The organism is Massilia sp. NBRC 108631 (assembly GCF_059704565.1).
Genome location: NZ_BAAKJE010000025.1, coordinates 26,664 through 49,043, shown reverse-complemented (window position 1 = coordinate 49,043; position 22,380 = coordinate 26,664). Strand labels below are relative to the sequence as shown.

Annotated in this window: 23 protein-coding genes; 14 read left to right on the top strand and 9 right to left on the bottom strand. The window is 64.0% G+C overall.

The window, feature by feature from the left end; genetic code table 11:
* The first annotated feature begins 330 nt into the window (after positions 1–330).
* The 3 genes from AC6H42_RS02295 (at position 331) to AC6H42_RS02285 (ending at position 3,387) form a co-directional block, all read left to right on the top strand.
* Positions 331–1,683, top strand: a complete 1,353-nt coding sequence (locus tag AC6H42_RS02295; protein ID WP_057158737.1) for a sensor histidine kinase — start codon at positions 331–333, stop codon at positions 1,681–1,683.
* Positions 1,684–1,746: 63 nt separating this feature from the next.
* Positions 1,747–2,523 carry a LytR/AlgR family response regulator transcription factor gene (locus tag AC6H42_RS02290; RefSeq protein WP_057158738.1) on the top strand — a complete coding sequence of 259 codons (777 nt, stop codon included), beginning with the start codon at positions 1,747–1,749 and terminating at the stop codon, positions 2,521–2,523.
* Positions 2,524–2,613: 90 nt separating this feature from the next.
* Entirely contained in the window at positions 2,614–3,387 is a 774-nt protein-coding gene (locus AC6H42_RS02285; RefSeq protein WP_057158739.1) for a sensor histidine kinase, read from the top strand.
* A gap of 60 nt (positions 3,388–3,447) precedes the next feature.
* Here the strand turns inward: AC6H42_RS02285 and AC6H42_RS02280 are convergent, their stop codons facing one another.
* From AC6H42_RS02280 to AC6H42_RS02270, 3 genes are all read right to left on the bottom strand, one after another.
* Positions 3,448–4,416, bottom strand: a complete 969-nt coding sequence (locus AC6H42_RS02280) for a porin (RefSeq protein WP_057158994.1) — start codon at positions 4,414–4,416, stop codon at positions 3,448–3,450.
* Between the two features lie 219 nt (positions 4,417–4,635).
* On the bottom strand, positions 4,636–5,286 hold the full coding sequence (locus AC6H42_RS02275; RefSeq protein WP_497547324.1) for a class I SAM-dependent methyltransferase: 651 nt from the start codon (positions 5,284–5,286) through the stop codon (positions 4,636–4,638).
* Between the two features lie 5 nt (positions 5,287–5,291).
* The gene (locus tag AC6H42_RS02270; protein ID WP_057158741.1) at positions 5,292–6,233 is read right to left on the bottom strand and encodes a CysB family HTH-type transcriptional regulator; all 942 of its coding nucleotides are present in this window, start codon (positions 6,231–6,233) and stop codon (positions 5,292–5,294) included.
* Between the two features lie 178 nt (positions 6,234–6,411).
* Here AC6H42_RS02270 and AC6H42_RS02265 point away from each other — a divergent pair, with 178 nt between their 5' ends.
* The 8 genes from AC6H42_RS02265 (at position 6,412) to AC6H42_RS02230 (ending at position 15,376) form a co-directional block, all read left to right on the top strand.
* Positions 6,412–8,103 (top strand): nitrite/sulfite reductase, encoded by a 1,692-nt coding sequence (locus AC6H42_RS02265; RefSeq protein WP_497547323.1) that lies wholly within the window; start codon positions 6,412–6,414, stop codon positions 8,101–8,103.
* Complete coding sequence (locus AC6H42_RS02260) at positions 8,096–8,671, top strand: DUF934 domain-containing protein (RefSeq protein WP_057158743.1); 576 nt, start codon at positions 8,096–8,098, stop codon at positions 8,669–8,671. The genes AC6H42_RS02265 and AC6H42_RS02260 overlap by 8 nt, the downstream gene beginning before the upstream one ends.
* Positions 8,672–8,686: 15 nt before the next feature.
* A complete protein-coding gene (locus tag AC6H42_RS02255) occupies positions 8,687–9,403 on the top strand; it encodes a phosphoadenylyl-sulfate reductase (protein WP_057158744.1) in 717 nt (238 codons plus the stop codon).
* 38 nt (positions 9,404–9,441) lie between these two features.
* Positions 9,442–10,389 (top strand): sulfate adenylyltransferase subunit CysD, encoded by a 948-nt coding sequence (cysD, locus tag AC6H42_RS02250; RefSeq protein ID WP_057158745.1) that lies wholly within the window; start codon positions 9,442–9,444, stop codon positions 10,387–10,389.
* Entirely contained in the window at positions 10,389–11,696 is a 1,308-nt protein-coding gene (locus tag AC6H42_RS02245; RefSeq protein ID WP_497547322.1) for a sulfate adenylyltransferase subunit 1, read from the top strand. Before cysD ends, AC6H42_RS02245 begins: the two co-directional genes overlap by 1 nt.
* Positions 11,697–11,698: 2 nt before the next feature.
* Positions 11,699–12,427, top strand: a complete 729-nt coding sequence (cobA, locus tag AC6H42_RS02240) for a uroporphyrinogen-III C-methyltransferase (RefSeq protein ID WP_057158747.1) — start codon at positions 11,699–11,701, stop codon at positions 12,425–12,427.
* Positions 12,428–12,504: 77 nt separating this feature from the next.
* Entirely contained in the window at positions 12,505–14,571 is a 2,067-nt protein-coding gene (locus AC6H42_RS02235) for a M13 family metallopeptidase (protein ID WP_497547321.1), read from the top strand.
* Between the two features lie 64 nt (positions 14,572–14,635).
* Positions 14,636–15,376, top strand: a complete 741-nt coding sequence (locus tag AC6H42_RS02230) for a hypothetical protein (protein ID WP_057158749.1) — start codon at positions 14,636–14,638, stop codon at positions 15,374–15,376.
* 15 nt (positions 15,377–15,391) lie between these two features.
* Here the strand turns inward: AC6H42_RS02230 and AC6H42_RS02225 are convergent, their stop codons facing one another.
* Genes AC6H42_RS02225 through lptF form a run of 3 tightly spaced genes read right to left on the bottom strand, consistent with a single transcriptional unit; the run spans position 15,392 to position 18,116 of the window.
* Positions 15,392–15,805: a sirohydrochlorin chelatase gene (locus AC6H42_RS02225; RefSeq protein ID WP_229418389.1), complete on the bottom strand. Its 414-nt coding sequence runs from the start codon at positions 15,803–15,805 to the stop codon at positions 15,392–15,394.
* On the bottom strand, positions 15,805–16,974 hold the full coding sequence (gene lptG, locus AC6H42_RS02220; RefSeq protein WP_057158750.1) for an LPS export ABC transporter permease LptG: 1,170 nt from the start codon (positions 16,972–16,974) through the stop codon (positions 15,805–15,807). The genes AC6H42_RS02225 and lptG overlap by 1 nt, the downstream gene beginning before the upstream one ends.
* Positions 16,974–18,116, bottom strand: a complete 1,143-nt coding sequence (lptF, locus tag AC6H42_RS02215) for an LPS export ABC transporter permease LptF (protein ID WP_057158751.1) — start codon at positions 18,114–18,116, stop codon at positions 16,974–16,976. The genes lptG and lptF overlap by 1 nt, the downstream gene beginning before the upstream one ends.
* 60 nt (positions 18,117–18,176) lie before the next feature.
* On the opposite strand from lptF, the gene AC6H42_RS02210 reads away from it, so the two are divergent.
* Entirely contained in the window at positions 18,177–19,670 is a 1,494-nt protein-coding gene (locus AC6H42_RS02210; RefSeq protein ID WP_057158752.1) for a leucyl aminopeptidase, read from the top strand.
* 32 nt (positions 19,671–19,702) lie between these two features.
* Here the strand turns inward: AC6H42_RS02210 and AC6H42_RS02205 are convergent, their stop codons facing one another.
* From AC6H42_RS02205 to AC6H42_RS02195, 3 genes are all read right to left on the bottom strand, one after another.
* A complete protein-coding gene (locus AC6H42_RS02205; RefSeq protein ID WP_229418390.1) occupies positions 19,703–20,167 on the bottom strand; it encodes a hypothetical protein in 465 nt (154 codons plus the stop codon).
* A gap of 79 nt (positions 20,168–20,246) precedes the next feature.
* Positions 20,247–20,660, bottom strand: coding sequence for a phiTE_015 family protein (locus AC6H42_RS02200; protein ID WP_057158754.1), 414 nt, complete (start codon positions 20,658–20,660; stop codon positions 20,247–20,249).
* Between the two features lie 245 nt (positions 20,661–20,905).
* Complete coding sequence (locus AC6H42_RS02195; protein WP_497547320.1) at positions 20,906–21,238, bottom strand: putative quinol monooxygenase; 333 nt, start codon at positions 21,236–21,238, stop codon at positions 20,906–20,908.
* Here AC6H42_RS02195 and AC6H42_RS02190 point away from each other — a divergent pair.
* Together AC6H42_RS02190 and xth are read left to right on the top strand one after the other, a co-directional pair.
* Positions 21,140–21,571 carry a LysR substrate-binding domain-containing protein gene (locus tag AC6H42_RS02190; protein WP_497547319.1) on the top strand — a complete coding sequence of 144 codons (432 nt, stop codon included), beginning with the start codon at positions 21,140–21,142 and terminating at the stop codon, positions 21,569–21,571. The genes AC6H42_RS02195 and AC6H42_RS02190 overlap by 99 nt on opposite strands.
* 36 nt (positions 21,572–21,607) lie before the next feature.
* Positions 21,608–22,375 (top strand): exodeoxyribonuclease III, encoded by a 768-nt coding sequence (gene xth, locus AC6H42_RS02185; protein WP_497547318.1) that lies wholly within the window; start codon positions 21,608–21,610, stop codon positions 22,373–22,375.
* The last annotated feature ends 5 nt before the right edge of the window (positions 22,376–22,380 follow it).

Here is a 22,380-nt window from a genome sequence, read left to right as displayed (position 1 = left end):
ATCATCAAACGCCCACACTTATCGATTGTAAATTTTTAAAGAATTCTGCGTTGTTGCTGAAGCGTTTTGTTCAGCAGCAGAGAAGGAAGATTATGGGGCGTTTCGTTAAATCCGTCAACCCCTGTTTTCCTACCTCTCCCTACGCTACAAGCAGTGCTCAGCAGCGCGGGGACAGAACTATAACTGAACGGCCTTGCATCCGCAAGCCCCCGCCGTCCGGATACGACCCGCGCCCTTCCAGGCCTCGATTTTTGCAGACTGTCGCAATGCCGTGGCGCATCATGGCCACATTGCGTACAGTTGCACCATCCGAGAAATTGAAGGCATTACATGTTTCCCCAACCCAAAGTCCATGACACACTGAAGACTATCATTGCCTGGCTGCACAAAGGCTTCGACGCGACGGCAACCTGGGTTACCCAATTGTCTTGGTGGAAATTCTTCCTGTTTGCAGCGCTGGCCCTGATCGCCGGTTCCATTCTGCAGGACGAACTATTCTCCTCGCGGCCGGATGAGGAATATGTCACCAAGGAGCGCAAGCGCTCCCGCCCGGGTGGCGACACCAATATCCTGATCGACGACAGCGGCATCCACTTCAACCCGCGCGGCAGCAAGATCCGTAAGGAAGCTCCGCCGGCCGGCGGCGAAGACGGCAGCGAGCCGGCCGCCCCCGCCCTGCCCGAGCCGCCCGCACCTGCCGAAGCACCGGCCCCGGCTGCGCCGCCGGAGCCACCAGCCACCCCATCCAGCAAAGCCGAGACCGGCAGCAGAGCCGGCCGTGCCGCCCGCGCGCCTGCCGCGCCCGCTGCTCCGGCCTTGCCAGGCGAAGAAGTCCACATCGAACTGCCGCCACAAATCGGCGAAGAACTGTCCAACGCCATCGAAGAGGCAGTGGATGATGCCGCCGAGCAGAAGGTGTCGCGCTACCACAAGCAGGCATCGACCTGGTTCAAGAGCTTCGTCTCCCTGCTGGTGCTGGCCCTGTTCGCCACCAAGGCGCTCATGGGCGGAAAGAAGCGCGCCGAGGCCCAAACGCTGTCGGCCAACGCCGCCGCCGAGCGCGAATCCATGCAACGGCAGCTGAGCGAGGCGAAAATGCAGATGATGCAGGCGCAAGTGGAGCCGCACTTCCTGTTCAATACGCTGGCCTCGGTCGAACACCTGATCGAGACCGATCCGCCGCGCGCCTCGGCCATGCAGCGCAGCCTGATTAAATACCTGCGCGCCGTGCTGCCGCAAATGCGCGACAGCAACCTGATCACTAACCTGGGCCGCGAAGCCGACATGGTGGCCGCCTACCTGGCTTTGCTGAAAATGCGCATGGAAGAGCGCCTGACGATCGATTTCGACGTACCGGACGGCCTGCGCACCGCAGCCTTCCCGCCCATGATGCTGCAATCGATGGTGGAAAACGCCATCAAGCACGGCCTGGAAGGCAAGCCCGAAGGCGGCACCTTGCGGGTGCGCGCCGAGGTGGCGCACAACAAGCTGCGCGTAATCGTGGCCGACGACGGCCTGGGCTTCGGCGCCAAGCCCAGCGACGGCACCGGCCTGGGCCTGAGCAATATCCGCGAACGCCTGAAGCTGCTGCACGGCAGCCAGGGGGCGCTGAATATCGAGCCCAACCAGCCCAGCGGCGTCATCGCCACCATTGAAGTGCCCTATGCGCTGGCGGCCAAGTAATCGATTGCGCCAGCCGCCGATTCGTTGAATAATTAGCACTCACTTTTTAACACGCCTTCGACTATGCCAACTGCAATTCTTGCCGACGATGAAAGACTGATGCGCGACCAGCTGCGCTTGCGCCTGGGCCAGGTGTGGCCGGAGCTGGACATCATCGGCGAAGCGAAAAACGGCGAAGAAGCGATCGATCTGGTCGACCAGCTCAAGCCCGACTTCGCCTTCCTCGATATCCGCATGCCAGGCAAGAGCGGCATGGAAGCGGCCGCCGCCATCGGCAACAAGAGCAATGTGGTGTTTGTCACCGCCTACGATGTACACGCGGTGGAAGCGTTCGAGCGCGGCGCCGTGGACTATGTCCTCAAGCCGGCCGAGCCGGAACGCCTGCAAATCACGGTGGAGCGCCTGAAGCACCGCATGAGCGCGCCGGCCGGCAGTACGGGCGGCGCCGACGTGAATGCCAGCGTGACAGCCATGCTGTCCCAGCTGGCCGAAAAGATCGCCGCGCCGAAGAAGACCTATCTGCAATGGATCCAGGCCAGCATCGGCCAGGACCTGCGCATGATACCGGTCGAGGAAATCCTGTTCTTCCGCTCCGATGAAAAATACACCTGCGTGCAGACCGCCAAATATGAGGCGCTGATCCGCAAGCCGGTGCGCGACCTGGCCGATGAACTCGATCCGGACCTGTTCTGGCAGATCCACCGCGCCACGCTGGTCAATGTCAACGCCATCGAGGGTGTCACGCGCGACATCCGCGGCCGCCACCTGGTGCTGATCAAAGACCGCTCCGACAAACTGGAAGTCTCGCGCAGCTTCCTGCACCTGTTCAAGCAGATGTAATGCGTGCCGCCCTGCGCCAGATCAAAGTCCGGCGCGGCGGCTATCCTATTGTGTACCCTAAGGCCGACTCCCGGCCACAGGGACGTGCACATGGACAAGCTCGGTAAACTGGCGCGGCGGCGGCCGAAAACGGCAGGCGAGCGCTCACGGCGCAACGGCCAGGCGCCCGGCCGGCGCGCGACCGACCGCGCCATCTCCTATGAACAACTGCGCGACCTGTCCGCCGCCCTGCAAACCATACGCGAAGAAGAGCGCGCCCATATCGCGCGCGAACTGCACGACGACCTCGGCCAACTGCTGGCCACGCTGCGCGTCGACCTGAGCCTGCTGCAACAGCCCGCTGCCAGTCCGCAAGCCACGCGCCAGATGCGCTCAATGGACAAGCTGCTACAGCGCGCCATCACCTCGCTGCGCCGCATCGCCACCAATCTGCGCCCGCACGCGCTGGACGAAGGCGGCCTGTACTACGCGCTGCAAACGCTGCGCCAGGAATTCGCCCAGCGCCACGGCATCGCCTGCCAGCTCGACGCCCACGAACACGAACTGATACTCGACGACCGCTACAGCACCGCCGCCTTCCGCATCGTGCAGGAGTCGCTGACCAATATTGCGCGCCACGCGCACGCCAGCCGGGTCCACATTTCGGTGCGGCGCCGTGACGGCCGCCTGCACCTGCAGATAGAAGACAACGGGCGCGGCATCTCGCCGGACGACCTGAACAAGGCGCACTCCTTCGGCCTGCTCGGCATGCGCGAGCGCGTGTGGGCGCTGGATGGCGAGATCGATATCCAGGGCGGCGCGGCGGGCGGCGATGGCAACGGCGGCGGCACCCGCATCACGGTGGAACTGCCGCTGCCGCCCTGAACGCAGAAAGGCGCCCCGCAGGGCGCCTTTGCTCAAGCCAGGCTCAATCCGTACTAAAGCTTAGAACTTGTGCGAGATGCCAACCTGGTAGGAGGTCAGCGATTTCACTTTTTCGCGGCCGGCGTAAGCGTACAGGTCGGTGCGCTTGGACAGGTGGTAGTCGTAGCCGATACCCATTTCCTTGACCGTCTCTTCGCCGCTGATGGCCTTGCCCGACTTCACGTAGTCGCGTTCCTGCTTGCCGTACACAGCCTTGAAGTCGCCATTGCCGACGGTGTAGACGCCACCGATCAGGAAGCTGTCGTATTCGCCGTTGGCGGCGTTGGTGACGACCTGGTCGGTATCGCCCTTGGTGTAGCCGGCGGTCAGCTTGAAGGCGCCGAATTTGTAGGCGCCGCCGATGCTCCACAGGGTAGGTTTGACGGCCGAGACGGCGGTCTGCACCGCGCGCTGGTAGCCGGCGTGCAGGCTGATCGGGCCATTGTCATAGGTGACCAGGCCGCTGAAGCCGCTGTCGGCGTCCTTGATTTCGCTCAGCACGGCTTGCGCGCTGAACACCAGGCCGTTGTAGCTCGGGCTCTGGTAAGTGACAGCGTTCGACACGCGGGACGCGCCCACGCCGCCGCGCATCATCGGTTCGTTGACTTTACCGATCACGCCATCGGCGCCGAAGGGTTCGATGCGGCCGATGGCGCCGTCGATGATGTCCTTGGTACGTCCCATGTAGACGGTACCGAAGGCGCCCTTCAAGCCTACCCAGGCCTGGCGGTCGAACAGATTGCCCTTCTGGGCGCCGGTGTCGGCGAGGATCTCGTTTTCCAGGTTGAAGATGGCCGACAGGCCGCCGCCCAGATCTTCGGTGCCGCGGAAGCCGAGGCGCGACGCGTGGTTTTCACGTTCGATGACCGACTGGCCGGAAGTCTTTGCCAGGCCCAGATCGACAACACCGTAGACCGTGACATTCGATTGCGCTTGCGCTGCGGATACGAAGCCGCCGATGAGCAGTGCTGCCAGAGTAAGTTTTTTCACTTGTTGATCCATGTTGTTTGTTGAGGAAAGCGTCGCTTGCAAACTTGACGGGACGAATCTTGCCTAACAAATGCTTCAACAATATGACATCGACAAGCTGTTGCGTATCCGCAACAAACTTTGTTTTTCTCAAAAGAAAAATGGGGTCAGGGTTAATTACACGAACCGTATACGAACCGTGTAATTAACCCTGACCCCATTTGTCGGTACGGAAACGGGTTATTTCAGGCGGCAGGTGGCAAGCCAGTAGTGTTCCAGGCGCTCGACGCGCACTTCCTTGGCGGCGCCGGACAGGCGCTTGCGCAGCCAGCTGTCGGACGGGTAGCTCTGCGCGACTTCGTAGCGCTCGCCCTTGGTGTCGGTCAGGATGTGGAAGCTGTTGCCGTCCAGGTCGGTGCGCGCGATGGGCTCGCTGTACCCTTCGACATAGTTGTTGTCGAGCAGTACCAGCAGCACGTCCTTGCCCAGTTTCAGCCGCAGGTGGGCCAGGTATTTGTCCTGGCTCGAGCGCGGCACTTGCGACCACAGGCCGGCCGCAAAACAGGCCGTGTATTCGCCCGGGACGATGTCGGCCGGCAGGTTGAAGGCGTCGCCTTCGGTGAACTGGACGAAGTCCTCGTCCAGGCCGCGCTCGGCGGCGGCGGCCAGCATCTGCGGGCTGTTGTCGATGGCGCGCACCGACTCGGCCACGTCGGCGATGATTTCGGTCCAGTAGCCGCTGCCGCAGGCCAGTTCCAGCACCTTGTGGCCGTTCAGCAGTTCGGACAGCACCTCGTGCAGCTCTGCCAGGTCCTGTTCCACTTCGGGACGCTCGTATTGCAGGTCGTAGGTGGCGGCAACGGCCGCGTAGTATTCTTTTTGGGTCTTCATATAATTTACAACTCGTAGGTGTCTTTTTCACCGCTCATGGCCTGCTCGATCAACTTGCGGTTGAGCGTTGGGGCCAACAGTTCGATGAAGGTGTAGATGTAGCTGCGCAGGTAGGCGCCCTGCTTGACCGCCACCCGCGACACGTTCATGCCGAACAGGTGGCCGGCCGGCAGCGCGCGCAAGCTGCGGTCGCGCTCGGGATCGAAGGCCATGCCGGCAATCACGCCGATGCCCATGCCCAGCTCAACATAGGTTTTGATGACGTCCGCGTCGATGGCTTCCAGCAGCACGTCCGGCTTCAGGCCGCGCAGCGAGAACGCATGGTCGATCTTGCTGCGGCCGGCGAAGGCGCCATCATAGGTGATGAGCGGGAATGCAGCAATCTCCTCCAGCGTCAGCGTCTTCGATTTGAGCAGCGGGTGGTCGGGGGGCACCACCACCACGTGCTCCCATTGATAACAAGGCAAGGTGATCAAATTATCAACACCGGCGATGGATTCGGTGGCGATGGCCAGGTCGGCCTGGTCGCGCTGCACCATTTCGGCGATCTGGCGCGGATTGCCTTGCAATAAAGACAAGCGCACCTTGGGGAATTTCAGCATGAAGGCTTGCACCACCTTGGGCAGCGTGTAGCGCGCCTGGGTGTGGGTGGTGGCGATGGTGAAGCTGCCGCTGTCCTGCGCCGCGTACTCCTTGCCGATGCGCTTTAGGCTGTCGATCTCCTGCATGATCAGTTCCACCGAGGACAGCACCAGCCGTCCCGGCTCGGTCAGCCCGCGGATGCGCTTGCCGTGCCGCGTGAAAATATCCACGCCCAGTTCCTCTTCCAGCTCGATAATAGCCTTGGACACCCCCGGCTGGGACGTAAACAGGGCCTTGGCGGCGTCTGTCAGGTTGTAGTTCTGGCGTACTGCTTCACGGACAAAGCGCAGTTGATGAAGATTCATTGTTCTCTCGTTGGGGCTGCTCTAGCTCTATTTTACGCTCATGCTTATACCCAATACGTATATAAGCAAATAAAGACTAAGTCGTTTGGAATAAAGATGAAGTTTATTACCATTGTCGCCAGTTTGGGATACTTTGAAAGAGCCAGCCCCGCCGGCAAGCGATTTTTTTAGGAATGACATGTATCAATACGATCAATACGACCACCTCATCGTCCGCGAACGCATCGCGCAATACCGCGACCAGGTGCGCCGCCGCCTGGCCGATGAGCTGACGGAAGCCGAATTCCTGCCCCTGCGTTTGCAGAATGGACTGTACTATCAGCGCCATGCCTACATGCTGCGCATCGCGGTGCCGTACGGGCTGCTGGCCTCCAAGCAAATGCGCATGTTCGCCCACATCGCGCGCAAGTACGACCGCGGCTACGGCCACTTCACCACGCGCCAGAACATCCAGTTCAACTGGATCGAGCTGGAACAGACCCCGGACATCCTGACCGACCTGGCCTCGGTGGAGATGCACGCGATCCAGACTTCGGGCAACTGCATCCGCAACACCACCACCGACGAATTCGCCGGCGTGGCGGCCGACGAGATCATCGATCCGCGCCCGTACTGCGAGATCCTGCGCCAGTGGTCGACCTTCCACCCTGAATTCATCGCCCTGCCGCGCAAGTTCAAGGTCGCCGTCAACGGCGCCGTGCAGGACCGCGCGGCCATCGCCGTGCACGACATCGGCCTGACCGTGGTGTACAACGACGCCGGCGAAATCGGCTTCAAGGTGATGGTTGGCGGCGGCATGGGCCGCACCCCCATCCTGGGCACGGTGATCCGCGAGTTCCTGCCGCGCGAACACCTGCTGACCTACATCGAAGCGGTGATGCGCGTGTACAACCAGTACGGCCGCCGCGACAACAAGTACAAGGCCCGCATCAAGATCCTGTTGAAGGCCATCGGCGCGGAGGAATTCACGCGCCAGGTCGAAGCGGAATGGGCTGACCTGAAGGGCAATGCCGAAACGCTGACACAGGAAGAGATCGACCGCGTGGTGGCCTACTTCGAGCCGCATCCGTACAAGGCGCTGGAAGCGATCGACCCGCTGGCCGCGCACGCCGACAACAAAGCCTTCGCCAACTGGCTCAAGCGCAACGTCAAGGCGCACAAGCAGCCCGGCTACGCGGCCGTGGTGCTGTCGCTGAAGAAGACCGGCGTGCCGCCGGGCGACGCCACCGCCGAGCAGATGGACTTCATGGCCGACTTGTCGGACCGCTACAGCTTCGGCGAACTGCGCGTGACGCACGAGCAGAACATCGTGCTGGCGGACGTGGAGCAAAGCCAGCTGTTCACCCTGTGGCAGGAAGTGAAGGCGCATGGCCTGGCCACGCCGAACATCGGCCTGCTGACCGACATGATCTGCTGCCCGGGCGGCGACTTCTGCTCGCTGGCCAACGCCAAGTCGCTGCCGATCGCCGCCGCCATCGCGGAGCGCTTCGACAACCTGGACTTCCAGCACGACATCGGCGAGATCGAACTGAACATCTCGGGCTGCATCAACGCCTGCGGCCACCACCACGTGGGCAACATCGGCGTGCTGGGCGTGGACAAGGACGGCAGCGAGTGGTACCAGGTGTCGATCGGCGGCGCGCAGGGCAACGATTCGGCCATCGGCAAGATTATCGGCCCGTCGTTCTCGGCGCTGCAGATGCCGGAAGTGATCGGCCGCCTGCTGCAGGTGTACGTCCGCGAGCGCTACGAAGCGGAACGCTTTGTCGATACCGTGCAGCGCCTGGGCGTCGCGCCGTTCAAGGAATTTGTATACGCCACGCCGATTGCCGACGTGGGCCGCCTGGTTGGAGAAGATGAATATGTCTGAGCAAAAACTGATTATCAAGGGCCGTGAAATCGTCGGCGACGACTGGACCGTGCTGCGCGCCGCCGAAGGCGAAGACGCGGCCGCACTGGCCGTCCCGGCCGGCAAGGTCATCGTGCCGCTGGCGACCTGGCAGGCGCAGGCTGCAGCCCTGGCGCCGCGCCGCGCCGCCGCGGAAATCGGCGTGTGGTTCGGCCCGGACGAGCGTCCTGAAACGCTGAAGGGCGAGCTGGATGCCTTCGCCGTGGTGGCGGTGGACTTCCCGAAATTCACCGACGGGCGCGGCTACTCCATCGCCTACAACCTGCGCACCCGCCTGGCCTACGCCGGCGAACTGCGCGCCATCGGCGACGTGCTGCGCGACCAGCTGTTCTCGATGCAGCGCGTGGGCTTCAACGCCTATGACGTGCGCGCCGACCGCAGCATCGAGGACGCGCTGAAAGGCTTGTCCGACTTCTCGGAGACCTACCAGGCTTCCGTGGACCAGAAAGTGCCGCTGTTCCGCCGCCATGCCCGCGCCACGCCCGCCGCCAACGTTGCCAGCAGCGGCGACGCCGGCTACGGCATCTGAAGCGCGGAGCCAGCCATGAGCGAGCTGAATACCCTGACCCAGTCCACGCAGCAAACCCTGGAGCGCATCGTCCGTGATTTCACGCCGGCGGTGTTCGCCTCCAGCCTTGCCGCCGAAGACATGGTGCTGACCGATCTGATTTTGAAGGCCAAACTGCCGATCACCATCTTCTCGCTGGAGACCGGCCGCTTGCATGCTGAAACGCTGGCCATGCTGGACAAGGTGAAGGAGACCTACGGCTACCAGATCACGCTGTACCGCCCGCAGCCGGAAGCGGTGGAAGCCTATGTGGCGCAGAACGGGCTGAACGCCTTCTACGACAGCGTGGACATGCGCAAGGAATGCTGCCGCATCCGCAAGGTGGAGCCGCTGGGCCGCGCCCTGGCCGGCAACCAGGCCTGGATCACCGGCCAGCGCCGCGCGCAGTCGGCCACCCGCACCTCGCTTATGATAGAGGAAGACGATCCGGCGCACCTGATGACCAAGTTCAATCCGCTGGCCGACTGGTCGGAGGAAGACGTGTGGAACTACCTGCGCGAAAACAAGGTGCCTTACAATGCACTGCATGACAAGGGCTACCCGTCGATCGGCTGCGAACCCTGCACCCGGGCCATCGAGCCGGGCGAGGATGTGCGCGCCGGCCGCTGGTGGTGGGAAAACCCGGAGTCGAAGGAATGCGGCCTGCACGTGGTAGACGGCAAGCTGATACGCATCAAATCCGTGGCGGCGTAATGACGCGCCGGCCACCAACACAAGAATAGGCAAGCACCATGAACACTGTAGTTGACCGTTACGCCTCCACCATAGGCTTGAGCGACGTAAACGCCCGCCACCTGGACGCGCTGGAATCGGAAGCCATCCACATCCTGCGCGAAGTGGCCGCCGAATGCAGCAACCCCGCCCTGCTCTTCTCGGGCGGCAAGGACTCCGTGGTGCTGCTGCGCCTGGCCGAGAAGGCGTTCCGCCCCGGGAAGTTCCCCTTCCCGCTGGTGCACATCGACACCGGCCACAACTTCGAGGAAGTGATCACCTTCCGCGACCAGCGCGTGGCCGAACTGGGCGAGCGCCTGATCGTCGGCTCGGTGGAGGACTCGATCAAGAAAGGCACCGTGCGCCTGCGTAATCCGCAGACCGATTCGCGCAACGCCGCACAGGCGGTGACGCTGCTGGAAACCATCGCCGAACACAAGTTCGACGCCTGCATCGGCGGCGCCCGCCGCGACGAAGAGAAGGCCCGCGCGAAAGAGCGCATCTTCTCCTTCCGCGACGAATTCGGCCAGTGGGACCCGAAAGCCCAGCGCCCGGAACTGTGGGACCTGTATAACACCCGCGTGCACCCAGGCGAAAACATGCGCGTGTTCCCGATCTCTAACTGGACCGAGCTGGATGTGTGGCAGTACATCGCCCGCGAAAAACTGGCGCTGCCGCCGATCTACTTCGCGCACCAACGCCAGGTGATCCCGCGCAACGGCCTGCTGGTGCCGCTGACCGACCTGACCCCGGCGCGCGACGGCGAAGCGGTGGAAACGCAAGTGGTGCGCTTCCGCACCGTGGGCGACATCTCCTGCACCTGCCCGGTGTCGTCGGACGCGGAAACGGTGGAGGCGATCATCGCCGAAACCGCCGTCACCCAGATTACTGAACGGGGCGCGACCCGGATGGACGACCAGACCTCCGAAGCCTCCATGGAAAAACGCAAGAAAGCAGGTTACTTCTGATGAACGCTCGCATTGAAAATACTGAAAACCAGGCAGGCCTGCTGCGCTTCATCACCGCCGGTTCCGTCGATGACGGCAAGAGCACGCTGATCGGCCGCCTGCTGTTCGACAGCAAGGGCATTTTCGCCGACCAGCTGGCCGCCGTGTCGCGCGCCAAGAACAAGCGCACCGTGGGCGACACCATCGACCTGTCGCTGCTGACCGACGGCCTGGAAGCGGAACGCGAACAGGGCATCACCATCGACGTGGCCTACCGCTATTTCGCCACGCCCAAGCGCAAGTTCATCATCGCCGACACGCCGGGCCACGAGCAGTACACCCGTAACATGGTCACCGGCGCTTCCACCGCCGACGCCGTGATCATCCTGATCGACGTGTCGAAAGTGAAGCTGCGCGAAGACGGCGGCGTGGACTTGCTGATCCAGACCAAGCGCCACTCCACCATCGCCCACCTGCTGCAAATCGAGCACGTGGTGGTGGCCGTCAACAAGATGGACCTGGTGAACTACGACCAGGCGATCTACGACCGTATCGTCAAGGCATACCAGGAATTCGCGCAGTCGCTGGGCCTGAAGGACATCACGCCTATCCCGCTGTCGGCCCTGAGCGGCGACAACGTGGTGGACGCCGGCGAGAACATGCCGTGGTATAAGGGCCCGACCTTGATCGAGCTGCTGGAATCGCTGTCCGTGTACGACGAGTCGCACAATGCGCCTTTCCGCTTTCCGGTGCAGCTGGTGGCGCGCCACAACGGCCACGAGGCAAACGACTTCCGCGGCTACATGGGCCGCATCGAAGCCGGCAACGTGAAGGTGGGCGACAAGCTGGTGGTGCAGCCTTCGGGCCAGGCCGCCACCGTCAAGGACATCCTGACGCTGGAAGGCTCGCACCAGTCGGCATCGGCCGGCCAGTCGGTCACCCTGCTGCTCAACGAGTACCTGGACATCTCGCGCGGCGACCTGCTGGCCAGCAGCGAGCAGCCGGCCACCCTGCTGAAGAACCTGAACGCGGATGTGTGCTGGCTGTCGGAAGACGCGCTGGACCTGCGCCGCAAGTACTGGATCAAGCACGGCACCAAGCAAACCGCCGCCAAGATCACCAGTATCGCGTCGCTGCTCGACATCAACACCCAGGAACGCCGCAGCGCCGACGCGCTGAAGCTGAACGACGTGGCGCGCATTGCGCTGACCGTGCAGCAGCCGCTGGCCGCCGACGACTATACCGACAGCCGCGCGACGGGCGCCTTCATCCTGATCGATGAAGTCACCCACCAGACCGTGGCCGCAGGCATGATCCGCCTGGCTTGACCATGTCCGTGCCTGTGTTCGGGAAGGTTTTCCTCATCGGCGCCGGTCCCGGTGCGCAGGATCTGATCACCATGCGCGGCGCGCGCCTGCTGGCGCAAGCCGACGTGGTGCTGCACGACGCGCTGGTGACCGAAGAGATGCTGGAGCTGTGCCCGCAGGCCGAGAAAATCTCGGTCGGCAAGCGCTCGGGCCAGCGCTCCACCGCGCAGCATGCCATCAACGCGCAACTGGTCGAGCAGGCCGGCCGGCACAAGCTGGTGGTGCGCCTGAAAGGCGGCGACCCGATGCTGTTCGGCCGCGCCGACGAGGAGTTGCGGGCGCTGGAGGAAGCCGGCATCGAGGTCGAAGTCGTCCCCGGCATCACCACCGCCGTGGCGGCGGCGGCGGCCGCCAGGCAGCCGCTCACCAAGCGCGGCGTGGCGCGCAGCGTGGCCTTCTTCACCTCCAGCACCGCGCCCGAGCACCCGGCCGACGTCGACATGCCGGACAGCGACACGCTGGTACAGTACATGGGCGGACGCGAAGCCATCATCACTGCGCAGCGCCTGCTGGACCAGGGCCGGCTGGGCGCGACGCCGGTGGTGGTGATCGAAAACGTCAGCCGTCCCGACCAGCGCATCCTGCGCCTGACGCTGGACACGCTGGCGCACGGCCTGGAGCCGTCGCACGGTCCGGTGCTGGTGATGCTCGGCCACGCCATGGCGCGCCGCCCGCACCAGGCCGCCGACTGACATTCCCGGCGCCGCCGGTTGCCATTTCAACAATCCCCGCCGTAGAATAGCTGCTTCGACTCACCGGAGCACTATTCATGCGCAATCTCGTCCCCGTCCTGCTGGCCTTTGCCGTCAGCGCCGCTTATGGCCAAGCGCCGGCCCGGCCCGCCGCCGCCAACGAGGCGCCGCTGGCCGCGCTGCCCTACACGCCCGGCCTGGACGTTACCGCCATGGACAAGAGCGCCGATCCCTGCGAGGACTTCTACCAGTACAGCTGCGGCGGCTGGATCAAGAACAACCCGATCCCGGCCGACCAGAGCGCCTGGAGCGTCTACGGCAAGGCCGCGCAGGACAACCAGCGCTTCCTGTGGGGCATCCTGTCCGCCCTGGCCGCGCAGCAGAGCGGCCGCAACCCGGCCCAGCAGAAGATCGGCGACTACTTCGCCGCCTGCATGGACGAGCAGACCGTCAACCAGCGCGGCGCGGCGCCGCTGCAGGAATACCTGGCGCTGATCGGCGGCATGGCAGGCAAACAGGATTTGCCGGGCGTGCTGGCCCGGCTGCACACCGACGTGGCCAACAGCATGCTGTTCGCTTTCTCGTCCAACCAGGACCTGGGCGACTCGGCCCAGGTGATCGCCTTCGCCGGCAACGCCGACGCCGGGCTGCCCGACCGCGACTACTACCTCAAGACCGACGCCAAGTCGAAAACCATCCGTGTCCAATACGTGGACCACATTGCCCGCTCGCTGGAACTGGCGGGCGATACGCCGGCCGAAGCCAGGCGCGCCGCGAGGGCAATCCTGCGCTTTGAAACCGCGCTGGCGAAAGCCTCGCTGTCGCGCGTGGAGCAGCGCGACCCCTACAAGATGTTCCACAAGACCGACCTGAAAGGCCTGCAGGCGATGACGCCCGCCTTCAACTGGAAGGACTACCTGCAGGCCGCCGGCGTGGCAGGCGTGAAGCGCTTCAACGCCAACGAACCGGCCTATCTGCGCGCGCTGAACCAGGGCCTGCAGCAACTGAGCCTGGCCGACATCAAGACCTATCTGCGCTGGCACACCACGCGCGCCATGTCGCCGTTCCTGTCGCAGGCCTTCGTGGACGAGAACTTCGCCTTCTACCACAAGACCCTGCTCGGCACGCCGGAGCAGAAGCCGCGCTGGAAACGCTGCGTGCAGCTGGTCGACCTGCAACTGGGCGAAGCGCTGGGCCAGGAGTTCGTCAGCCGCGCCTTCAGCCCGGAACTGAAGGAAAAGACGCTGCACATGACGCGCCAGATCGAGGCCGCCATGGAGCAGGACATCAACTCGCTGACGTGGATGAGCGAGCCGACCAAGGCCAAGGCGCGCGAGAAGCTGCACGCGGTGGCCAACAAGGTGGGCTACCCGGACAGCTGGCGCGACTACAGCGCCTACGGCGTCAAGCGCGACGACTTCGCCGGCAACGTGGTGCGCGGCACCGCCTTCGAAGTGCGGCGCCAGCTGGACAAGATCGGCAGGCCGCTGGACCGTTCCGAGTGGGGCATGACGCCGCCCACCGTGAACGCCTACTACAACCCGCAGATGAACGACATCAACTTCCCTGCGGGCGTGCTGCAGCCGCCGCTGTTCGACGGCAACATGGACGACGCGCCGAACTACGGCAACACCGGCGGCACCATCGGCCATGAGCTGATTCACGGCTTCGACGACGAAGGCCGCCAGTTCGACGCCAAGGGCAACCTGAAGGACTGGTGGGCCAGGCAGGATGCCAAGGCATTCAAGCAGCGCGCGCAGTGCATCGTGGACCAGTACGCGCAGTACACCGTGGTGGACGACATCAAGATCAACAGCAAACTGACGCTGGGCGAGGACGCGGCCGACCTGGGCGGCCTGATACTGGCCTGGATGGCGTGGAAGACCGAAATCGCCGACAAGGTGCTGGAGAATCGCGAGGGATTGACGCCGGAGCAGCGCTTCTTCGTCGGTACCGCGCAGTGGACCTGCCAGAGCGAGCGGCCGGAAAGCCTGCGCCTGCACGCCATGACCGACCCGCACTCGCCAGGCAAGTACCGCATCAACGGCGTGGTGGTGAATATGCCGGAATTCGCCAAGGCCTTCGCCTGCAAGCCCGGCCAGGCCATGGTCAAGCCGAAGCAGAAGATTTGCCGGGTGTGGTAGGGGCCTGCGTGGGCGCTGCGGCGGCGCCTGTTAAAATGTCGCCTTCGATTTTCAAGGAGGTGACATGCAGCAGCCGAATGAAGTATTTGAACGCGCCCGCGAAGCCCGTCTGGCCGGCCGCTACCAGGACGCGCTGAAGGACCACCTCTGGCTGCATGAGCATGCGCTGGAGGTGTCGCCCGAATGGCGCGGCGTGCGCCTGTCGTTCGCCCTGCGCGACTGGATCTATCTGGCCGACGCCTTCCCGCCCGCCCGCGCCGCGCTGCAGAGCATCCGCGACCGCGAATCGTCGCGCATGCTGCTGGGCGCGGCCACCGTGGAGCGGTTCCGCGAAGTGGCCGCCATCAATGAAGCGCTGCGCGAAGTGGGCGCCACCCACGCGCTGTTCCTGAAGCTCGACGAGATCGACTCCGCGCTGGCCGAGCAGTGCGCCGAGCTGGCCATGACGGCGCTGGTGAAATGCGAAGACTTCCAGCTGGCGCGCCGTTTCCTGCCCTCGCCTTCCGGCCGCATCCAGGCCCTGGCCGCGCGCCTGAACGACGGCGCCGACGCGCTGGCCAGCCAGCCCGCCTCGGCCGCGCCGACGCTGCTGGCCTATGTGCTCAACTATGCCAAGGAAGTGCGCTTGGTGCTGGCCGTGCTGAACGGCCTGGAGGAAAAGGGCGAAGCGGACAACATGCAGAAACTGGCGCTGGACGAGGTCCGTTCGGATGGCCTGCGCGCCATCATCCAGCGCGAACTGGAACAGCCCGGCTCCACGCTGGCCGCCATGGCGGCCCAGTCCGAAGCGGACGGCGAAGCGTAAGGCCCAGCGGCCCGCTCAGGCGCCAGCGCCGCCGGCCGCCCCCTGCAGCGTGCCGACGCAATAGTCCGCGATAGCACTCAGCACGGCCGGGTTTTCGCCCGCCGCTTCGGCCACGCTGAAGCGCATGGCCGGATAGGCTGCGCGCAACTCATCCAGCATCAGCGGCAAGTCGCGCAGCACGTGGCCGCCCTGCCCCAGGAAGATCGGCACCACCGCCACTTCCGCCACGCCGGCGGCCGCCAGTTCGGCAACCCGCTCCGGCAGGCGCGGCGACATCAACTCCAGGAACGCGAGCGACACGTCCACATCGGGCAGCCGCGCCTGCGTGATGGCGCTCAGGCGTTCGAAGGGCGCGGCCCAGCTGGCGGCGCGCGCCCCGTGCGCGAACAGGATCAGTGCTTTTTTGCTTGTCATGGCTTCAGTCGTCATCAGTGTCTCTCCACCCACCACAATGCGCCGATGGCCAGCATCAGATAAATCACGCTGGGCGCCGCAGCGGTGAGGAATGGCGGCCAGGTACTGAGCATGCCCACGTGCGAGAACAGGGTGTTCACCAGCAGGAAGCTCACCCCTATCATGATGCCAACGAACACTTTCAGGCTAACGCCGCCGCTGCGCGCGTGCAGATAGGCGAACGGCAGCGCCAGCGCCATCAGCACGAAGATGGCCAGCGGATCGAACAGCTTCTTCCAGAACGCCACCTTGAATACCTTGGTCTCCTGCTTGTTCTCCTGCAGGTGGCGGGTGTAGACCGCCAGCTCGTTGGCCGACATGCGCTCCGGATCACGGCGCGATACCGACAGGATCTTGGGCGTGATCTCCGACACCAGGTCGCGCGAGGCCAGCTTCACCACCTCGACCAGGCTGGTTTCCTGCGCGAAGTGGTTCTGCGCGGTGGCGGTGGCGCCCGCCACCAGCAGCGCCGGATTGCTGAAGCGGCTCTCGGTCACTTCCTCCAGCCGCCACACGCTCTTGCCCTGGAAGGTGGCGCGCTTGGCCTGGATCAGCGCGCGCAGGCGGAAGCTGTTGTCGAACTCGTAGAGCTTGACGTCGAGCAGCTGGCCGTCCGGGCGCACTTCGCGCACATTGAAGAAGCGCGAACCGAGCACGGTGCCGGTCAGTCCTTCGCTCTTGATGATGTCCTTGGTCCACAGGCCGGAGCGGAACTCGGCCGAGATGGCGGCGCCCTGCGCCGTCAGGCGCACCTTTTCGGCCAGCGGCGAGGTGCGCGGCACGATCAGTTCGCCGAACACGAAGGCGATCGCCACGATCACCACGCCGATCTTGAACAGCATGCCGATCGCCATGCGGGTCGACATGCTGGCCGCGCGCATGATGGTGAATTCGGACGACGAAGCCAGCTGCGCCATGGTGTAGATGGTGCCGATCAGCGTGGCCACCGGCAGCACGCGGTAAATCTGCTCGGGCACCATCATGGCCACATACAGCACCGCGTGCTGCAGCGTGTAGCCGTGCTTGCCCACCGACGGCAATTCGCCGGTCAGGTCCATGAAGGCCATCAGGCCCAGCAGCGCCAGCAGCACGAAGGACACCGCCTGCGCAATCGAGGTGGCGAAATAGCGTTGCAGGATACTCATTACTTCACTTCCTTGGGCACTGGCGAGGACACCTGCTTGCCGCGCTTGAACGCAGCCCACAGCACGCGCGGATGATAGCGGTGATTCACATTCAGGCGCCACACGAACAGCAGCGCCACCACGGTAGCCAGTGCCAGGTGCAGCGGCCACCAGGACAAGGCAAAACTCACGCGGCCCTCGCGCACGCTGGCCTCCAACACTTTGACCAGGTTGTTATAGCTGAAGAAGATCAGCAAGGCCACGATCAGGTTGGACGAGCTGCCCGCGCGCGGGTTGACGAAACCGAGCGGGATGGCCAGCAGCGGCAGCAGCAAGCAGGTGATCGGCAGCGCAATGCGCCACAGGATTTCGCCCTGGATGGCGGGCCCGCTGCCCTTGAACAGCTCCGCGCTCGGCATCGCGTCCACGCCTTGCGCAGCACCCAGCTCCTGCGACTTGCTGGCCACGCGCATGCTGTAGCGCTCGAACTCCATGGTCTGCACGTCGGCGCTGCCGGGCGCGCCCAGATAGCGGCGGCCGTTCTTCAGCACCAGGTAGCGGTCGCCCTCGGGCGTGGTGGTGATCACGCCTTCTTTGGCCACCACGGTGGCGGTGCCTTTCGCGTCCACCGTATTGACGAACACGTTGTGCACCACGGCGCTCTGGCCGGACACGCCTTCGACAAAGAAAATCCGGTTGGCCGACGCCGACTCGCGGAACTGGCCCGGCGACACCTGCTGCAGGTCTTCGCGCTTCTGGAAGCGCTGCGTGTACTCGCTGCTCTTCTGCTTGGCCCACGGCGTGGCGTAGAAGCTGAGCACCCCGGTCACCAGCACGATGGGCAGGATGAAGGTCAGCACCGGGCGGATCCAGCGCGCCAGGCTCAGGCCGGAAGCGAACCACACCACCATCTCGGAATCGCGGTAACTGCGGGTGACCACCATCAGCACTGAAATAAAGCTGGTGAGGATCAGGACAGTTGGCAGATAATTCAGGGCCGCGAACGCTATCAGCGCGACCACGTCGCTCGATGCGACCCTGCCGCCGGCGGCTCTGCCGAGGATGTTGATCAGGGCCCAGGTGACGATTAGGGAGAACAGCACCGTGAAGGTTGCCCCGGCAGCACTGGCCAACTCGCGTTGAAGGGCACGTTGAAAAATCATTCGAAGTTTATAATTCGGTCGTCAAGTTAAGTAAGAACCAAGCCTACACGGAGAAATCTAATGGACTTTAGCATAAAAGCATTCGACGCAAAAAACACCATTGCGTCCGCCAAGACCGGCTGCATCGCCGTCGCGGTATTCGAAAACAAGAAGCTTTCGCAAGCGGCCAAGGCCCTCGACAGTGCGGGTGAAATCACGGCTGCGCTGAAGTCCGGCGACATTACCGGCAAGCCGGGTACGGCCCTGCTGCTGCGCGGCCTGAAAGGCGCCGCCGCCGAGCGCGTGCTGCTGATCGGCCTGGGCGCCGACGAAGCCGTCGGCGAGAAAAGCTTCGCCTCCGGCGTACAGGCTGCGGTCAAGGCGTTTTCCTCCCTGGGCGCGGCGGACGCCATTATCGCACTACCGCTGGAAGAAGTGAAAGAGCGCGACGCGGCGTGGGCCATCCGCACCGTGGTGCAGGCCGGCCGCGAGAGCATCTACCGCACCGACAGCCAGAAGAGCAAGAAAGACCCGGCCCCGGCCGGCGTGAAGAAGGTGGCGCTGGCCGTGGCCAACACCGCCGCCAACAAGCTGGCGCTGGCGCAAGCGATCGCGATCGCCAACGGCATGGAGCTGACCAAGGACCTGGGCAACCTGTCGGCCAACGTCTGCACCCCGACCTACCTGGCCAACACCGCCAAGAAACTGGCCAAGGACCATGGCTTCGACGTCGAGATCCTGGACCGCAAGCAGCTCGAAGCACTGAAGATGGGCAGCTTCCTGTCCGTCACCAACGGCAGCGAGCAGCCGCCCAAGTTCATCGTCCTCAAGCACAAGGGCGGCAAGGCCAAGGACGCGCCTGTGGTGCTGGTCGGTAAAGGCATCACCTTCGACACCGGCGGCATTTCGATCAAGGCCGGTCCCGGCATGGACGAGATGAAGTACGACATGTGCGGCGCCGCCTCGGTACTGGGCACCTTCCGCGCCATCGGCGAGATGGGCCTGAAATCGAACGTGGTGGGCATTATCGCCGCCTGCGAGAACATGCCTTCCGGCCGCGCCACCAAGCCGGGTGACATTGTCAGCTCCATGAACGGCCTGACCATCGAAATCCTGAACACCGACGCCGAAGGCCGCCTGGTGCTGTGCGACGCGCTGACCTACGCCGAACGCTTCAACCCGGCCGCGGTGATCGACATCGCCACCCTGACCGGCGCCTGCATCGTGGCCCTGGGCCACCACAACAGCGGCCTGTTCACGCGCGACGACGACGCCCACAACGCGCTGGCGGCCGAGCTGATGGCTGCCGGCAAGGCCAGCGGCGACACCGCATGGCGCCTGCCGATCGGCGAGCAGTACAACGAACAGCTGAAGTCCAACTTCGCCGACCTGGCCAATATCGGCACCCCGGGCGGCGCCTCGTGCACCGCAGCGGCCTTCCTGGAAAACTTCACCCGCAAGTACAACTGGGCCCACCTGGACATCGCCGGCACCGCCTGGAAGTCGGGCGGCGCCAAGGGCGCCACCGGCCGTCCGGTGCCGCTGCTGGCGAACTTCCTGATTAACCGCGCATAAAAAACAAACGGGCCGCAAGGCCCGTTTCTTATTCAGTACACCGCGCGTCCCGCATCCGGCCCATTCTGGCCGGGCGCCGGCTGGAAGCGCTTCATCTCCACCGTCAGCACATCCGGGTAATCGAAGCCCTGCCCCGTGTTGCGGTCGACCAGCACGCCGATACCGGCCGTCAGGACCACATTGCCCCACAGCGTACTGTTCTGTTTGGAATTGATTTTCTCGTCGGCCCAGGCCGCGTTGTCCAGGCGACAGTCCACGCGCAGCTGGCCCTTGCTCTTGCGGATGGCAAGCCGCGCCGGGGTGGTGACGAACCATTTGCCGGCGTCGTTCTGCAGGATGCAGCCGGCGCCGGCCACCTCGCGGTGGTCGAGCACGGTCTGCACCAGCACGCGCTGGCTGGGCGCTTCGGTCAGGGTGCCGCAGCCTGCCAGCATGGCCATGGCGGCTGAGCCGGCAAGAACGGCAACGACCGCTATCCGTGACATGTCAGTCCGCATGTCGCTCCTTTAGGCAAGGCGGCAGAGCCCCGAGGCAGCACCTGGCGGCGCTGCCCGTCCGTGGCCCGCCGCCGGCGTATCAGCGCTCGATAGCCTTGCTGTCCACTGCGCGCTCCATGGCTTTCGGCTTGGACGGCTGCTTCAGGCTTTGGATCACCTGGAGAATGTCTTCCATGCCCGACTCGCCATTCAGCCGCGAAAACGCGTCCAGTACTTCATTCAGCACCTGGTTGCGAACCACCGCTTCGTCCTGCCCCAAGGCCGGAACACGCTGCAAGCCCGGTCCACGCGCAGCAGCGGCTTTCTCGGCGGCAGCTGCTTCCTTCTGCGCTGCCGTCTTTCGCCCCGCCGGCGTTTTGCCGTGCTCCAGCGCCGCCTGCCAGATCACCCAGCGGCGTTGCGTTTCGAATACCAGGTACTCTTCTGGTTTGTCCTCGCGGCGGCGCACGATGTGGCCATCGCGCTGCGCCCATGCTTCAAATGCAGATCGCATTTCAGTCCTTTACAAATGCTTCGCGCATATCTCACTGTTTAAACAACAACTATTTCCCAATAGTACCATTTCTTGACGCGTTCCAACACGATTCTAACTTTTTTTGCATCAAAAGTGTTGCTTCATGGAAAATTCAGTGTCATCCCGAGTTCTTTAAGTATATTTCTGTTTTCGGCTGCCGTTTATGGAATATTAGTACCAATTTGATAACAATGAAGCACTATCGGCAATTATTTTTCATATTGTTACATTTTGCAAACAGCTTGCTGATCAATAGTTCGATTCCACTGGCTTTTTTTGCCAGCGCGTAGTTTGCCGCGTTGGGAAATTTCCGCCAACACAATAGGACTGCCTGGATGAAAAAGAAAAAGCCCGCGCAAGCGGGCTGGGTGGGTTTCCTTGCTGTTTCGTTCATTACTGGCGGAAAATCTCCACCCGGCGGCCTCGAGCAGCGCCAATACCGGCCCCACCACCAGCGCATGATAGTGGCCGGACTGCTTGTGCGCCTCCAGCGCCGCCTCGTCGCGGTAGCGCTCGATCAGCAGCAGGGAGCCGGGCGCCTCCACACCCCGGTACACTTCGTAGCCCAGGCAACCCGGCTCAGCTGGGTGGCGTATCCATCCACCCAGCGCTCGCTGACGGCGCGCGCCGGCGGACAGGAAGTGCAGATCCCCGTGCGCGGCGACGTGGTGACCGACAGCGCGGCGGCCCGGCTGGCCTTCGTGCTGGCCGGCGAAGGCGTGGCACGCCTGCCAGCCTACGACGCGGCCGCGCTGATCGCCTCGGGCGACCTGATCCACCTGCTGCCGGAAATGCAAACCGCCCCGCTGGAGATCTACCTGGTGCACTCGCAGCGCATCGGTCCCAGCGCGCAGCTGCTGCGCGAATTCCTGCTCGGCGCATTCGGTTAGAATGCCGGATCTGATTTACGTGAAAAGACACTACACATGAAACTCGCCACCTGGAACGTCAACTCGCTCAACGTCCGCCTGCCCCACGTCCTGAAATGGCTGGATGAGAACCCGGTCGACGTGCTGTGCATCCAAGAGACCAAGCTGACGGACGACAAATTCCCGACGGCGGCAATCGAGGCGGCTGGCTACCACGTGATCTTCAGCGGCCAGAAGACCTACAACGGCGTGGCCATCCTGTCCAAGCTGCCGATGACGGACGTGGTGCGCAACAACCCGCACTACGAGGACGCGCAGCAGCGCATCCTGGCCGCCACCATCGACGGCGTGCGCGTGGTGTGCGCCTACGTGCCGAACGGCCAGGCCGTGGGCACCGACAAGTACGAGTACAAACTGGGCTGGCTGGCCTCCTTCCGCCACTGGCTGGAACTGGAAGCGGCGCTCCATCCGAACCTGGCGGTGCTGGGCGACTACAATATCGCCCCCGACGACCGCGACGTGCACGACCCGGTGCTGTGGGCCGGCCAGGTGCTGTGCTCGGAGCCGGAGCGCGCCGCGCTGCAGGCGCTGTTTGCGCTGGGCCTGGCGGACTCGTTCCGCATGTTCGAGCAGGCCGAGAAGACCTTCAGCTGGTGGGATTACCGCATGCTGGGCTTCCAGAAGAACAAGGGCGTGCGCATCGACCATATCCTGCTGTCGCCGCCGCTGGCCGCGCGCTGCACCGCCTGCGTGGTGGACCGCGCGCCGCGCAAGTGGGAGCAGCCGTCCGACCACGCGCCGGTGATCGCCACGCTCAGCGACTAGGCCGT

Excerpts from the sequence above, each read along its gene's own strand:
- AC6H42_RS02265 (WP_497547323.1), top strand. The coding sequence starts at position 6,412 with ATGTATCAATACGATCAATACGACCACCTCATCGTCCGCGAACGCATC.
- AC6H42_RS02230 (WP_057158749.1), top strand. The coding sequence starts at position 14,636 with ATGCAGCAGCCGAATGAAGTATTTGAACGCGCCCGCGAAGCCCGTCTG.
- AC6H42_RS02210 (WP_057158752.1), top strand. The coding sequence starts at position 18,177 with ATGGACTTTAGCATAAAAGCATTCGACGCAAAAAACACCATTGCGTCC.
- AC6H42_RS02290 (WP_057158738.1), top strand. The coding sequence starts at position 1,747 with ATGCCAACTGCAATTCTTGCCGACGATGAAAGACTGATGCGCGACCAG.
- AC6H42_RS02245 (WP_497547322.1), top strand. The coding sequence starts at position 10,389 with ATGAACGCTCGCATTGAAAATACTGAAAACCAGGCAGGCCTGCTGCGC.
- lptG (WP_057158750.1), bottom strand. The coding sequence starts at position 16,974 with ATGAGTATCCTGCAACGCTATTTCGCCACCTCGATTGCGCAGGCGGTG.
- AC6H42_RS02205 (WP_229418390.1), bottom strand. The coding sequence starts at position 20,167 with ATGCGGACTGACATGTCACGGATAGCGGTCGTTGCCGTTCTTGCCGGC.
- cobA (WP_057158747.1), top strand. The coding sequence starts at position 11,699 with ATGTCCGTGCCTGTGTTCGGGAAGGTTTTCCTCATCGGCGCCGGTCCC.
- AC6H42_RS02235 (WP_497547321.1), top strand. The coding sequence starts at position 12,505 with ATGCGCAATCTCGTCCCCGTCCTGCTGGCCTTTGCCGTCAGCGCCGCT.
- AC6H42_RS02190 (WP_497547319.1), top strand. The coding sequence starts at position 21,140 with ATGATAGTGGCCGGACTGCTTGTGCGCCTCCAGCGCCGCCTCGTCGCG.
- AC6H42_RS02255 (WP_057158744.1), top strand. The coding sequence starts at position 8,687 with ATGAGCGAGCTGAATACCCTGACCCAGTCCACGCAGCAAACCCTGGAG.
- cysD (WP_057158745.1), top strand. The coding sequence starts at position 9,442 with ATGAACACTGTAGTTGACCGTTACGCCTCCACCATAGGCTTGAGCGAC.
- AC6H42_RS02270 (WP_057158741.1), bottom strand. The coding sequence starts at position 6,233 with ATGAATCTTCATCAACTGCGCTTTGTCCGTGAAGCAGTACGCCAGAAC.
- AC6H42_RS02295 (WP_057158737.1), top strand. The coding sequence starts at position 331 with ATGTTTCCCCAACCCAAAGTCCATGACACACTGAAGACTATCATTGCC.
- lptF (WP_057158751.1), bottom strand. The coding sequence starts at position 18,116 with ATGATTTTTCAACGTGCCCTTCAACGCGAGTTGGCCAGTGCTGCCGGG.
- AC6H42_RS02275 (WP_497547324.1), bottom strand. The coding sequence starts at position 5,286 with ATGAAGACCCAAAAAGAATACTACGCGGCCGTTGCCGCCACCTACGAC.
- AC6H42_RS02225 (WP_229418389.1), bottom strand. The coding sequence starts at position 15,805 with ATGACGACTGAAGCCATGACAAGCAAAAAAGCACTGATCCTGTTCGCG.
- AC6H42_RS02200 (WP_057158754.1), bottom strand. The coding sequence starts at position 20,660 with ATGCGATCTGCATTTGAAGCATGGGCGCAGCGCGATGGCCACATCGTG.
- AC6H42_RS02260 (WP_057158743.1), top strand. The coding sequence starts at position 8,096 with ATGTCTGAGCAAAAACTGATTATCAAGGGCCGTGAAATCGTCGGCGAC.
- AC6H42_RS02285 (WP_057158739.1), top strand. The coding sequence starts at position 2,614 with ATGGACAAGCTCGGTAAACTGGCGCGGCGGCGGCCGAAAACGGCAGGC.
- xth (WP_497547318.1), top strand. The coding sequence starts at position 21,608 with ATGAAACTCGCCACCTGGAACGTCAACTCGCTCAACGTCCGCCTGCCC.